At 61.2% G+C, this 12,714-nt stretch carries 11 protein-coding genes and 1 other RNA gene; 9 read left to right on the plus strand and 3 right to left on the minus strand.

The genetic code is table 11. From position 1 onward, the window contains the following. Positions 1 to 104 precede the first annotated feature (104 nt). The 8 genes from zipA (at position 105) to AO064_RS05445 (ending at position 9,430) form a co-directional block, all read left to right on the plus strand. On the plus strand, positions 105 to 968 hold the full coding sequence (gene zipA / locus AO064_RS05410; RefSeq protein ID WP_064052659.1) for a cell division protein ZipA: 864 nt from the start codon (positions 105 to 107) through the stop codon (positions 966 to 968). A gap of 87 nt (positions 969 to 1,055) precedes the next feature. Then, positions 1,056 to 3,413, plus strand: coding sequence for an NAD-dependent DNA ligase LigA (gene ligA / locus AO064_RS05415; protein WP_064052660.1), 2,358 nt, complete (start codon positions 1,056 to 1,058; stop codon positions 3,411 to 3,413). Positions 3,414 to 3,656: 243 nt separating this feature from the next. After that, positions 3,657 to 4,823: a zinc-binding metallopeptidase family protein gene (locus tag AO064_RS05420; protein WP_064052661.1), complete on the plus strand. Its 1,167-nt coding sequence runs from the start codon at positions 3,657 to 3,659 to the stop codon at positions 4,821 to 4,823. Between the two features lie 175 nt (positions 4,824 to 4,998). Beyond that, positions 4,999 to 5,095: signal recognition particle sRNA small type (gene ffs / locus AO064_RS05425), an RNA gene on the plus strand. A gap of 125 nt (positions 5,096 to 5,220) precedes the next feature. Further along, positions 5,221 to 5,652 carry a hypothetical protein gene (locus tag AO064_RS05430; RefSeq protein ID WP_064052854.1) on the plus strand — a complete coding sequence of 144 codons (432 nt, stop codon included), beginning with the start codon at positions 5,221 to 5,223 and terminating at the stop codon, positions 5,650 to 5,652. Positions 5,653 to 5,672: 20 nt separating this feature from the next. After that, the gene (locus AO064_RS05435; protein WP_064052662.1) at positions 5,673 to 7,634 is read left to right on the plus strand and encodes a hypothetical protein; all 1,962 of its coding nucleotides are present in this window, start codon (positions 5,673 to 5,675) and stop codon (positions 7,632 to 7,634) included. Between the two features lie 157 nt (positions 7,635 to 7,791). Next, complete coding sequence (locus AO064_RS05440; protein WP_015885320.1) at positions 7,792 to 8,838, plus strand: N-acetylmuramidase family protein; 1,047 nt, start codon at positions 7,792 to 7,794, stop codon at positions 8,836 to 8,838. 1 nt (position 8,839) lies between these two features. Further along, complete coding sequence (locus tag AO064_RS05445; protein WP_064052663.1) at positions 8,840 to 9,430, plus strand: hypothetical protein; 591 nt, start codon at positions 8,840 to 8,842, stop codon at positions 9,428 to 9,430. 213 nt (positions 9,431 to 9,643) lie between these two features. Here AO064_RS05445 and AO064_RS05450 read toward each other — a convergent pair whose 3' ends face one another. Continuing rightward, positions 9,644 to 10,510: a LysR family transcriptional regulator gene (locus AO064_RS05450; protein ID WP_043205739.1), complete on the minus strand. Its 867-nt coding sequence runs from the start codon at positions 10,508 to 10,510 to the stop codon at positions 9,644 to 9,646. A gap of 103 nt (positions 10,511 to 10,613) precedes the next feature. On the opposite strand from AO064_RS05450, the gene AO064_RS05455 reads away from it, so the two are divergent. After that, a complete protein-coding gene (locus AO064_RS05455; protein ID WP_064052664.1) occupies positions 10,614 to 11,573 on the plus strand; it encodes a DMT family transporter in 960 nt (319 codons plus the stop codon). On the opposite strand, the gene AO064_RS05460 is transcribed toward AO064_RS05455, so the two are convergent. After that, positions 11,487 to 11,858, minus strand: a complete 372-nt coding sequence (locus tag AO064_RS05460) for a VOC family protein (RefSeq protein WP_064052665.1) — start codon at positions 11,856 to 11,858, stop codon at positions 11,487 to 11,489. The two genes, AO064_RS05455 and AO064_RS05460, sit on opposite strands and share 87 nt — an antisense overlap. Before the next feature lie 53 nt (positions 11,859 to 11,911). Further along, positions 11,912 to 12,661 (minus strand): substrate-binding periplasmic protein, encoded by a 750-nt coding sequence (locus AO064_RS05465; protein ID WP_064052666.1) that lies wholly within the window; start codon positions 12,659 to 12,661, stop codon positions 11,912 to 11,914. Between the last annotated feature and the right edge of the window lie 53 nt (positions 12,662 to 12,714).

The following is a 12,714-nucleotide window of genomic DNA, read 5'->3' on the forward strand; positions in this document are numbered from 1 at the left end:
CAAAACGTCAGTCAGAACATAGAGTTGGCGCCACGTTTTAAAGCGGTTTGCACGGTGCTAAACCCCTTATTTTTCAGCATTTTTTATTAGAGGCACGGGATTACATGGAAATCGGTCTGCGCGAGTGGCTGATCGTCATCGGCATTATTGTCATTGCCGGTATTCTTTTTGATGGCTGGCGCCGAATGCGCGGTGGCAAGGGCAAGCTCAAATTCCGTCTGGACCGCAACCTGTCCAACTTGCCCGACGACGACGACAGCGCCGAGCTGCTGGGGCCGCCCCGCGTGCTGGATACCCATAAAGAACCCCAACTGGACGAGCACGACTTGCCGTCGATGAGCGCGCCAGTGCGTGAAGCCCGCGAGCCGTCCTCCAAGCGTGGCAAGCGCGCCAGCGCCGGCGTGGCCGAGCCGCATCAGGGTGACCTGAACCTCGACGTCGATGAAGGCCCGAGCTTCAGCAGCCGCGATGATGATTTCCCGGATGAAAACGCGGGCAAGAACGCACCGCGCCAGTCCGTGAACGATCAGCCGCCCGCCGAAGAAGTGCTGGTGATCAGTGTGATCTGCCGCGACGCCGCCGGCTTCAAAGGCCCGGCCCTGTTGCAGAACATCCTGGAAAGCGGCCTGCGGTTTGGCGAGATGGATATCTTCCACCGTCACGAAAGCATGGCGGGTAACGGCGAAGTGCTGTTTTCCATGGCCAATGCGGTCAAGCCGGGCACGTTCGACCTGGACGATATCGACCTGTTCAGCACCCCGGCCGTGAGCTTCTTCCTCGGCCTGCCAGGCCCGCGTCACCCGAAACAGGCGTTCGACGTGATGGTGGCGGCAGCCCGCAAGCTGTCCCAGGAACTGAACGGCGAGCTCAAGGATGACCAACGCAGCGTCTTGACCGCGCAAACCATCGAACACTACCGTCAGCGCATCGTCGAGTTCGAGCGTCGCGCCCTGACACAGAAACGCTGAGGTTCGATCTTAAGCGTTGTCTGTAGAATCCGTGCACTAACATATTGAGCAGCTTCGGCTGCTCTTTTGCTTTATGAGAGAACACCCATGACCGCCGCCCACACCCGCATCCTCGAACTGCGCGCTGAACTGGATCAGCACAACTACCGTTACCACGTCCTTGACGAACCGAGCATTCCGGACGCCGAGTACGACCGGCTGTTCCACGAGCTCAAGGCCCTGGAGGCCGAGCACCCGGACCTGGTCACGCGTGATTCACCGACGCAGCGGGTCGGCAGTGCGGCGTTGTCGGCGTTCACCCAGGTCAAGCACGACATTCCGATGCTCAGCCTCGGCAATGCCTTCGATGAAACCACTATGCTCGAATTTGATCGCCGGGTGACCGAAGGGCTCGACCTGCCGGTGGGCGATCTGTTTGGCGGCGGGGCAGCGGTGGAGTACAGCTGCGAACCGAAGCTCGATGGCCTGGCGGTCAGCCTGCTGTATCAGGACGGCGAGTTGGTACGCGGCGCCACCCGTGGCGACGGCACTACCGGCGAAGACATCAGCGTCAACATACGCACCGTGCGCAATATTCCGTTGAAGCTGCACGGCAGCGGCTGGCCGGCGACCCTGGAAGTGCGGGGTGAAGTGTTCATGTCCAAGGCCGGTTTCGAACGGCTCAATGCCTCGCAACTGGAAGTCGGCGGCAAGACCTTCGCCAACCCGCGTAACGCCGCTGCCGGTAGCCTGCGCCAGCTGGACTCGAAGATCACTGCCAGCCGCCCGTTGGAATTCTGCTGCTACGGTGTGACCACCGACATCAGTGATACCCATATCGGCAACCTGCAACAACTGAAGAAGTGGGGCATGCCGATCAGCCACGAGCTGAAACTGGCCAAGGGTATCCAGGATTGTCTGGATTACTACCGCGACATCGGCGAGCGGCGTAACAGCCTGCCGTATGAAATCGACGGTGTCGTATTCAAGGTCAACAGCATCGCCTCTCAGCGCGAGTTGGGGTTCCGCGCCCGCGAACCGCGCTGGGCCATCGCGCATAAATTTCCGGCCATGGAAGAGCTGACCGAACTGCTCGACGTGGAATTCCAGGTCGGCCGTACCGGTGCCGTCACGCCGGTCGCGCGACTTAAACCGGTCAAGGTCGCGGGTGTGACCGTGTCCAACGCCACGTTGCACAACATGGACGAAGTCGCGCGCCTGGGGCTGATGATCGGCGACACCGTGATCATCCGCCGCGCCGGTGATGTGATCCCGCAGGTCGTGTCGGTCGTCCCCGAGCGCCGCCCGGAAAATGCCCGCGCGGTGCAGATCCCCGAAAGCTGCCCGGTGTGTGGCTCCCATGTGGAGCGCACGCAACTGGTCAAGCGCAGCAAGGGCAAGGAAACCGTCAGCGAAGGGGCGGTGTACCGTTGCGTCGGCCGTCTGGCCTGTGGCGCACAGCTTAAGCAGGCGATTATCCATTTCGTTTCGCGCCGCGCCATGGACATCGACGGCCTGGGCGACAAGACCATCGAGCAACTGGTGGATGAAAAGCTCATCGGCTCGCCGGCCGACCTCTACACGCTCAAGTACGAGCAGATCATCGACCTGGAAGGCTTTGCCGATATTTCCAGCAAAAAGCTGATCACCGCCATCGAAAACAGCAAGACCCCGACCCTGGCGCGGTTTATCTACGCCTTGGGCATTCCCGACGTAGGCGAGGAAACCGCCAAGGTGCTGGCGCGCTCCCTGGCGTCTCTGGAGCGCGTGCAAAAAGCCTTGCCGGAAGTGCTGACGTACTTGCCGGACGTGGGCCTGGAAGTGGCGCACGAGATTCACAGCTTCTTCGAAGACAGCCACAACCAGGACGTGATCGGCGCGCTGCTGTCGCCGCAGGCATGCGCCCTGCAATTGCAGGATCAGGGCGAGCTGAGCGCCGAATTCGCCGCCAGCACCACCTTGGGTGGTTTGCTCGACAAGCTCCACGTGCCCAGCGTCGGCCCTGGCGCTGCGCAGAAGCTGGCGGACAAGTTCGTTACCCTGGAAGGTGTGATCAAGGCCGACTGGCTGGATATGCGTCAGGCACTGCCCGAGAAGCAGGCCAAGGCCGTGCGCGAATTCTTCGATAACGCAGACAACGCCAACCACGCCCTGGCCATCGAGCAGCAGCTCAAGGATTTTGGTATGCATTGGGACAGCGAGAAGAAGGTGGTCGAAGGCTTACCCGAGGCCGGGCATACCTGGGTGCTCACCGGCTCCCTGGAGCTGATGAGCCGTGACGTGGCCAAGGACAAACTTGAAAGCCTGGGCGCCAAGGTGGCGGGTTCGGTCTCGGCGAAAACCCACTGTGTGGTGGCCGGGCCGGGTGCCGGTTCCAAGCTGGCCAAGGCCAGTGAATTGGGCCTGAAGGTGTTGGATGAAGAAGCTTTCGTCGCCTTCCTCGCCAAACACAACATCCCCGTCTGATTCGGGACCTTTGTGGTGAGCCCGATTGCTGTGGTGATCGGGCTTGTTGTAGTGAGCGGGCTTGCCCCGCGCCGGGCTGCGAAGCAGCCCCCACACAGACACCGAGGTGTTTCAGATAGACCGAAGTGCCTGGATCTGGGGCAGCTTCACCACCCAGCGCGGGGCAAGCCCGCTCACTACAATAATGTGGAACGATTTCGGCGGGGAAATGATCTAGTCTCAGTCACCCTGGGAGAGATCGCCATGTTCCGCTACTTCGAGCAACTCAGTTCGCGTATTGCTGCGCCCTTCGCGGCCGGCCCGTCTCGCGACAGCAAGGTATGGCAGTGCCGCTGCGGCCAATCCCTGTTCTTTCGCAACAGCCAGTGCCTGGCTTGTCAGGCACTGCTGGGTTATCAACCGCAACAAAGTCGACTCGCGTCCCTGCAGCCCGGCCCCGTGGAAGGCACGTGGCTGCAAGATGACAATCTCGATGCCGGCGCCTTCCGCCGCTGCGCCAACCTCGACACGCCGGCTGCCTGCAACTGGCTGATCCCGGCCCACAGCACCGCGCCGGTGTGCGTGGCGTGCAGCCTCAACCGCACCATCCCCGACCTGTCGATTCCGGAAAACCATGAGCGCTGGCGCAAAGTAGAAACCGCCAAGCGCCGCCTGGTCGCGCAATTGATCAGCCTCGGCCTGCAAGTCGTGCCCAAAACCGCCGACGAAGACAACGGCCTGGCCTTCGACTTCGTCGGTATCGACCTGGAAGGCAATGCGCCGATGACGGGCCATGCGAATGGCTTGATCACCCTCGACATCAAGGAAGCCGACGATGCCCACCGTGAAAAAGTCCGCGTACAGATGCGCGAACCCTATCGCACCCTGCTCGGCCATTTTCGCCATGAGGTCGGCCATTACTACTGGGACCGCCTGATCGCTGATACCCACTGGCTTGAAGCCTTTCGCGCCCTGTTCGGCGATGAACGCGCCAGTTACGCCGAGGCGCTCGACCAGCACTACCAGAACGGCCCGCGCCCCGACTGGCAGCAAACCTGCGTCAGTGCCTACGCCACCATGCACCCTTGGGAAGACTGGGCCGAAACCTGGGCCCACTACCTGCACATGATGGACGCCGTCGACACCGCCCTCGGCTTTGGCATGAGCGGTCGCGAGATGGACCTGGATTACCAGCCATTCCCCCTCAGCACGCTCTACGACCCCGAGCACCCTGGCGGCGCGGCGTTCCTATCGTTCGTCAACGCCTGGATCGAACTGGCCGGTATGCTCAACGAACTGTCGCGCAGCATGGGCCAGCCAGATTTCTATCCCTTCGTGCTGCCACCGGCAGTGATCGCCAAGCTGCACTTTATTCACCTGGTGATCCAGGAAGAGGGCGGAAGGGCAGATGAGGTCGTGCACGCACAGTGATGAGCCAAGGTGGGAGGGGGCTTGCTCCCTCCCACAGGAGAACACGCTAATCTCCAGAGCTATGACAAGTACTTGAACCCCCTCATTTTTTAATCCGGCCCCAACGGTTGTAACTTCCGATGAGATCGGTACAATGGCCCCGCTTGCCGAGAGGCCAGCGTCGTTATGGTGACCCCATCGGTCCCCCCGCAACGATTACCCGTGAACCTGGTCAGAGCCGGAAGGCAGCAGCCACAGCGGGAACATTGTGTGCCGGGGTGTGGCTGGTGGGGTTGCCTCCATAACGCTCTTCCTTGCATTACCTCTTAAATTTCACTTCAAAAATGCTTTCACGCCATCTGCCATCGGGCGGTCCATGGCGGCATACTCCAGTGCCTGGCATGCGGAGACAACACACGTGGAAAAAGTCGACGACCTCACTCGCGAAAAACTGCGGGAGTGGCAGATGCGGCGCCTGGAGATCAAGGACCGTATTCAATCGCACCCTGAACAGACCCTGGAATTAGCGAGGGTGCTGGACCTGATGGATGACGAGCACGCGGAGATCCTCAGCCAGGCGCAAATGATCCAGGTTGCGCAGGTGGCCGATGAACCCGCGCCGCCGGCCGAGCCCGCGTCGCCGCCACTCGCGGGTGCCTGTACGCTGCAGTTGAATGTGGCCGCACAGAGTGCCGAGGACTTGCGCAGGCTGCTGGATATGGCGGTGTTCGAACTCCAACAGCAGATCAATGCGATGGCCTCTACGCCGCACGTGCATCCTCATAGCGGCGGCATGTCGGGGTCTCTTGGGGAATATCGGTTTGAGCTGGGCGGTCAGGGCAATGCCTGATTGCCTGGCTGCGAGGAACTATGCAACCGGAACACTTTGATTTATCCAGCCCCGTCTTCCTGCCCGTGACGGATGAGACCTGCACGGCCCTGCTGGGCACCGACGGTGCCACCGCCCTTGCCGGTCTGACGGACCCGGAGCTGGCCGCCGTGCTGGTCATCCAGAACCTGGCCCAGACCGCAGAAAAAGACCTGACCTGCACGGGCGCCGAGCGCATCCTGACCAAGCTGATCGACTGGGCGGTGGACACGCAGGCAGAAGGCGCCGCGAGATTACTGTCCGAAGCCCAGCGGCTGTTCGATCCGCGCAAACTGTACTTTGGCTTCAATGCGCTCAAAACGGTCAACCTGCGGCTGCTGTCGGCTGAAGAAGTCGCGGCGCGGGATTACCTGCTGCCTTCGGGCAAATGGGATATCGGCTACAAGGTCCGCCACCTGCGCAGCAATGACCCGTTCAGCCAGCAGATGATCACGCCCCGGCACCGCGAACGCTGGCTCAGTCCGGCCCAGGACAAGCTGGTGCGCACCTTTCGCGCCAACCTGAACGAAGACCTGCATGTGCAAGGCTATGCGGGCATCGGCAAGAGCCACTTGCTCGGCGCATTGATGGAGTGCCTGCGGCCCGCCCAGACCCTCGTACTGGCGCGCACGGGGGCAAAACTGGCGACGCTTCGCGAGCGTATGGGGTTGGCGCGTGACAGCAAGGCCGGCTCGACGTTTGCCGCCTTCGCCAAGGCCTTGTTGCAGGGGCCACGGCCCTCCGCGCAGATTTCGCCGGTGAGGTTGCCCGGCAAGCACGATGTGTCCCAGGCCCTCAATATCCATGGCTGGCGGGGGCACGATGGCGCGGCGACACTCGATATCTGTCTGAAGGTGCTCGAAAGCTACTGCCACTCCAACCATCACAGCCTGTCGGCGAGGCACTTGCCGCATTTCAAGCAACCGCTGTCCAGCGTCGACGCCCAAGCGTTGCTGGAGTATGCCAGCCGCGTGTGGACCTACCTGGAAGCCAACCCGCAATGGGCCAACCAGACTGGTTTCGCGGCGTTGTGGCTGATCAAGCGTGCGAGCCTCGAAGGGTGCGTGGTGCCGCCCCGTTACACCCATGTACTGATCGACGAAAGCCAAGACATCCCGCCGTCGTTGCTGCAAATTATCGAGCGCGGCCGCCAGGTGCTGATCACCCTCGGCGATGAATACCAATTGGCCAGCGGTGTGATGGTCCGGAGAAAGCGTGAGGTCCGGCACACTGACATCAGTTACTCCGTCCGCTCAGGCCGCAACGTCGAACGTCTGGTCAATCCGTTGATCAGCGTGCACTCGCAGAAGGGCAAGACGCCCTTTGAAGGCGCCCGGGATGCCGATGTCGGCATCGAGCATTACCCCCAAGGCTTCGTGCCGCCGGAAGGCTGCGTGGTGCTGACCGCCTCCCATTGGGACACCATGAAATGGGCGATTCAGTTGCAGCAGGCCAACTGCCCCTTTGGTCTCCTCGACAACGCCGCGCAGCAGGACCTTGAGCGCTTCATGATCAGCGCCGTCGCCTTGTTCAAGCCGGAGTTCTACAGCAACGAGCACAACGACAACGGCCCGCATGCGTATTTCAGCGACATGGACGACTGGCAGCAGGTGCGCGATGCCGGCCAGTTCGATGAATCGTTCCTGTGGGTCGAGAGTGAATTGGAAAAAGGCTTCAACGTCGCCGACATTACCCGTTTGAACCGGTTGAGCGGCGTCCCCGGCAAGCGCTGCCTGCTGATGCTCGCGGAAGAGGCGGGCGGCATGGAGTTCGACCGCGTATTGCTCACGCCCGAGCTGCTCACCAACGTTAAGTTCAAGGATGCCTACGCGTTCGATCAGCGACTGTGCGCGGTGTACATCGCCATTTCCAGGGCTCGCGCGCAGCTGTACCTGCCTTACGACGTGGTCGAGTGGATTGATTTCCACACGTATCAGAAAACCCGAGAGTTTCACGGTTACTGATCAAATATATTCGGCTGTTTCACAACTTTTACCGGTCGCTCTGGACAACCCCAAACCTCCTTGTTAGTTTCCGCCAGCCACTTGTTTCAGAGTATGACAAGGTGGTGGAGTTGATATTGAAGTGCCACTACTTCTTTAACTAACAAGGATGTCTGTGATGAAAAGCCTGCAAGGGTTGCCCCGTCTTATCAGTGCTTCGGTGGGCGCCCCCGGTAAAGCCCGTAACTTGCCCGCCGATGTGCAGTGCATCCAGTATCTATTCAATTTGATCATTCCCAAGCTGGGGTTTCCGCTGGCCGAAAACGGCAAGTGCGACGGCCAGTTGGTGCAGTGCATCAGCCAGTACCAGTTTCGCCACCTCAAATATGCCCACCCCGATGGCGTGATCGACCCTACCGGCAAAACCTTCAACAGTTTGATCGAAGAGGCGGTGAAGGTGCCGGTGAAGGCCTTCCCGACCCTGCGTATTCCGAGCTTTCTGAATACGTTCGGCAATAACCAGGGGGATGCGGTGCAAGCCACGGTCAATGTGTACCTGGACCGCATGCGCGCGGTGATCGAGGCCGAGCGGCGTAACCGCCAATTGATGCTCCAGGCCACGTGCGACGGGGGCATGACCCTGAGCGAGAGCGACTTTCAGAACGCCGCTACGCAGTTGGGCAGCGGCATTTCGGTGAATATCATCAAGGCTTTCGCCACGGTGGAGTCCGGCGGGCGTTCGGGGTTCGGGCCGGCCAAGTTGCCGGTGATCGCGTTTGAAGGGCACCTGTTTCAGCGGTACACCAAGCACATCTACGACCAGGCACACCCGCTGCTGTCCTACACCTATAAGAAAAAGGCCGGGCCCCAGTGGCAGATTAACAACAAGGACCAGACCAAGGCCTGGGAAACCATGGCTACCGCCTTCGCCCTGGATCAGGAAGCGGCCTTGATGTCGGCGTCGTGGGGCATGTTTCAGATCATGGGGTTCAACTTTGCATCCTGTGGTTACAAGACCGTGTTTGAGTTTTCTGCGGCATTAAAAGTGAATGCGGGCAACCAACTAAAGGCGTTTCTCGGGTTTTGCAGTAAGAGCCCGGCGTTGATGAAGGCCATGAAGACTAAAGATTTTACCGGCATGGCGCGTAACTATAACGGCGAGGACTACGGCAACTACGACGTCCTGATGCAAAAAGCCTACGAGAAACTTGAAGGGAAAAAATAAGATGATCCGTTTTCTAGCACTGGGTGTGTTGTCGTTGTGCGCCGTAGCGCCTGCCTTTGCCGGTTCGCCCGCGTTGCATTCAGGCAAATACGAAGGGCTGATGCTCGCGGTGACGCCTGAGCACCATGTCGAAGGCTACTACTCGGAACAGATGGGCGAAGACGTGACGCGCGGCTGCACGTTTTACCTGCAAGGCCAGCCCGCCGCGCTGACCACCTGGCTCGACGAGTCTTACCCCGGCAGCGTGGCAGCGTCGTCTGACGGCGTGACCCTGACCGTGGCAGAAGGCCGCCAGCATCCGGGTTGCCTCAATGTGCTGATGCCGGAGATTGCCACCGGCCTGGACCTGACCCAGACCGCCAGCAAAAAATGGATCGGCCTGGTGAAGGTGTCCGCCGACAAGGCTTACCTGCTGAAAAACCCAAGTGCCAAGGCGGCGAAACGGCCGTACATCGTCAAAAATGACGTGGTCGGTGTGCTGGCCTTCAAGGATGGCTGGGCCCAGGTCGAGTTCATCAATGCGGATGATCGCTCGTTTACGGGGTGGATTAGCCAGGATCAGTACGCGCGGTTGGCGGCCCCCAAAGGCTGATCTCGACAACGATAAGCGTCTAAGTCTGGACGCGGGGGGTTGTGGGGAATGGGGCTTTTGGGGGGAGCGGGGCTTGACCCCCTGCGGGTTCACTGTAGATCTGATGGGGCTGCTTCGCAGCCCGGCGCGGGGCAAGCCCGCTCACTACAAAAAAACCGCACATCACAGAGAGCCCCATTTAACACAACAAGCTCACACCCACATTTTGGATCTTCATCCGCCAAAGGTTTCACGCAACAAGTCGGCAAACGCATCCCGCGCCAGGTGTCGCTGGGTGTCCTTGTGCCAGAACAGCAGGTTGTCCACTGCCTGCCATTCCTCAAAGCGGTACGACGCCAGCTGATTGGCCTGCTCATAGCGGGCCAGGATGCCTTCCGGCGCCAGCGCCACGCCAATCCCGGCACTCACGCAACCGATGATCGTGCCCCAGCTGGCATAGCTGGCAATCGCCGGTTTGAAGGCGTGGGGCTTGACCCAGTTCTCCAGCGCCGCCCGATAAGGGCAGCCCGGTGGCCACACCAGCAAGGTGCGGCCAGCCAGGTCTTCGGCGCTGTGGATCGGGTCGCTGGAGGCGCTGGCGATCAGCACCAGGCGTTCGCTGTAGACCACGCTGTGTTCGAGCTTCGCGCGTTTGTTGCCGGCGGCCACCAGCGCCACGTCCAGGCGGTGGTGTTGCAGGTCGTCGAGCAGTTCGCCCCAGGCACCGGTCACCAGTTCCAGGCTGACGTCCGGGTAGCGCCGGTGGTACTCGGCCAGCAGGGGCGGCAGACGCCCGCTGGCGCTGGACTCCACGGCGCCGATACGCAGGGTGCCACGGGGAATGGCGTTGGCGTCCACCGCGCGTTTGGACTCATCCACCAAGGCCAGGATGCGTTCGCAATACTCCAGGAAGATCTCACCGGCAGCACTGATCACCAGCCCACGCCCGGCGCGAATAAACAGTGGCGTGCCCAACTCGCTTTCCAGCTGCTTGATGCGCGTGGTGATGTTGGACGGCACGCAATGCAATTGCACGGCGGCCTGGGCCACGCTGCCGGTTCGCGCCACGGCTCGCACCATGTTCAGTTGGGCCAGTTCCATTGCTCAGTTCCAGTGATTTCAGAAGTCAGAAACGGTTAATTGTCCTACGCCTTGCCTGGGCCAAGACTGACGGCATTCCTTCTCAGTTTTCGGATGGCCGTCAATGAATACCCCGTCACCCCTGAAGCTTACGCTAGTCATCGCCAGCGTCATCCTGTGTTGGGCCTATTCACCGATTGGCGTGCATATGGGCCTGCACAGCTACAGCCCTGGCCAGCTCGCGCTGCTGCGGTTCTTGATCGCGTCAGTGTTCATGGCGGGCGTGGCGCTGGTGCTGGGCATCGGTCGACCCCGCGTGCGGGATCTGCCGTGGCTGCTGGTGTTGAGTTTTTTCGGCGTGTTCCTGCACCACACCAGCCTCAATTACGGGCAGCAATTCGTGACCGCTGCGGCGTCGAGCGTGCTGGCGCAATCGGCGCCGCTGTTCAGTGTATTGCTCGCGTTTTTCTGCTTGAAGGAACGGGTCAGCCTCTGGCGCTGGAGCTGCGTGTTGCTGGGCTTGCTCGGCGTGCTGGTGGTGATCTGGGGCGATCACGGTGTGGGCGATATCGACCCGCGCGGCTTGCTGATCCTGCTCGCGGCCGTGTCGTGGAGCTTTTACTTCGCCATCCAGAAACACTATGCGCACCGCTACAGCCCGCTGACGATGGCGTGCTACATGGTGTGGGCGGGCACCTTGATGCTCTGCGTGAATCTGCCAGGTCTGCCCTCGGCAGTGATGAAGGCGCCGTTGCCGGAAAACCTCGCGGTACTGGTCCTCGGGATTTTTCCCAGCGCCTTGGCGTACCTGGCCTGGGGGTATGTGTTGAAACATGTCGAGGTCAGCCGCGCCTCAGTGGCGATGTACCTGATCCCGCCGGTGGCGATGACGATGGCGGCAACGCTGCTGGGCGAGCACATTGCCCTGCAAGTGGTGCTGGGCGGCGTGATCGTGTTGGCCAGCGTGGCCGCCATCAGCCTGGAAGGGCGTTGGCGGTCAATCGTTCAGGCAGAACGCGCGCAGCCGGTGACCATCGAGGTCCTGGGCGACGAAGGTGTAGCCGAAGTCCAGGGCGGTCGGTGACTGGATGATCGTCGCACCGCGCTCGACCCACAGGGCGTGCAAGGCATCCACGGCGGCCTTGTCGGCCAGGGACATGCCCACTTCACCGCCACCGCCCGTGAGCTGGGCCGCCGGCTGTACGGTATGGCGCGACCACAGCCCCAGTTTTACCCCATTGTCGAGAATGAACAGGGCGAAGGTCGGGTTGAGCTCCACCGGTGGCTTGTCCAGCAGGCGGCTATAGAAGTTGGCGCTGGTGGCCGGGCTGTCGACGTACAGCAGGAAATAGTGGGCAATGGTGTTCATGCGGGCTCCTTGGACATGCGTGTTTGGGGAGCCGAGTCTATAAGGCGGTGCTGTCAGTTCCTGTCAGGAGTCTCACCGGTGTAGAGCTGGATGAGTTGATCGATCTCGCCCGACAGCTTCATCCGCAATAAGGTGCGCAGGATCTGCTGCACCGGCACATTCGGGTCGTTGCGTACGGCGCAGCCCAGGTGCTGTTCATCCATCACTGCCACCTTGTGCAGCCGTTTGCCGACCGGCATCCGCTGGTTGAAACGGTCGAGTATCCATTCATTGGCCACGGCGAACTTGAAGCGCCCGGCCACCAGTTTGTGCAGCACTTGCTCCTCGCTGCGCGCATCGTCGCGGCTGAGCTGGCCACTGGCAAACAGCGGGTCGAGGGTGGCGTAGCGGTAATTGAGCACCGTGCCGATGGCTTGCGGCGCGAGTGTGCTGACGTGTACCGGCTGCGCGGGGATGTGGGTGCTGACCAGCAGGTTGCGCTGCACCATCAGCGGGACGCTCCAGTTGTAGTCGTCGGACAGGTTGTCGACCCAGGCCTGGGTGACATAACAGCGCACATCAATGTCGCCATGCTCCATGGCGCCGGAGATGCGCGCCCGCGCCAGCACGTGGAATTCGGCCGGTCGGCCAACTTGGGTGGCCAGGCTCAACATCAGGTCATACAAAATACCCTGGGTCGGCCGGCCGTCCTCCAACTGCACCACGGGCATGGCCCAGCTGTCGGAGACCGAGAAGCGCAAGGGGGCGGGGGCTGCAAGGCAAGCCGAGGTGATCATCCATAAAGCGCCCAGGACTCCGCGCATACACTCTCCGGGTTCAGGCCTTTTTGGGGCCAATCAGGCAAGCTTAGTCAGAT

The organism is Pseudomonas marginalis (assembly GCF_001645105.1).
GTDB lineage: Bacteria > Pseudomonadota > Gammaproteobacteria > Pseudomonadales > Pseudomonadaceae > Aquipseudomonas > Aquipseudomonas petroselini.

Bases quoted from the DNA above. Each gene is read 5' to 3' on its own strand.
- zipA (WP_064052659.1), top strand. From the start codon at position 105: ATGGAAATCGGTCTGCGCGAGTGGCTGATCGTCATCGGCATTATTGTC.
- ligA (WP_064052660.1), top strand. From the start codon at position 1,056: ATGACCGCCGCCCACACCCGCATCCTCGAACTGCGCGCTGAACTGGAT.
- AO064_RS05420 (WP_064052661.1), top strand. From the start codon at position 3,657: ATGTTCCGCTACTTCGAGCAACTCAGTTCGCGTATTGCTGCGCCCTTC.
- AO064_RS05435 (WP_064052662.1), top strand. From the start codon at position 5,673: ATGCAACCGGAACACTTTGATTTATCCAGCCCCGTCTTCCTGCCCGTG.
- AO064_RS05440 (WP_015885320.1), top strand. From the start codon at position 7,792: ATGAAAAGCCTGCAAGGGTTGCCCCGTCTTATCAGTGCTTCGGTGGGC.
- AO064_RS05445 (WP_064052663.1), top strand. From the start codon at position 8,840: ATGATCCGTTTTCTAGCACTGGGTGTGTTGTCGTTGTGCGCCGTAGCG.
- AO064_RS05450 (WP_043205739.1), bottom strand. From the start codon at position 10,510: ATGGAACTGGCCCAACTGAACATGGTGCGAGCCGTGGCGCGAACCGGC.
- AO064_RS05455 (WP_064052664.1), top strand. From the start codon at position 10,614: ATGAATACCCCGTCACCCCTGAAGCTTACGCTAGTCATCGCCAGCGTC.
- AO064_RS05460 (WP_064052665.1), bottom strand. From the start codon at position 11,858: ATGAACACCATTGCCCACTATTTCCTGCTGTACGTCGACAGCCCGGCC.
- AO064_RS05465 (WP_064052666.1), bottom strand. From the start codon at position 12,661: ATGCGCGGAGTCCTGGGCGCTTTATGGATGATCACCTCGGCTTGCCTT.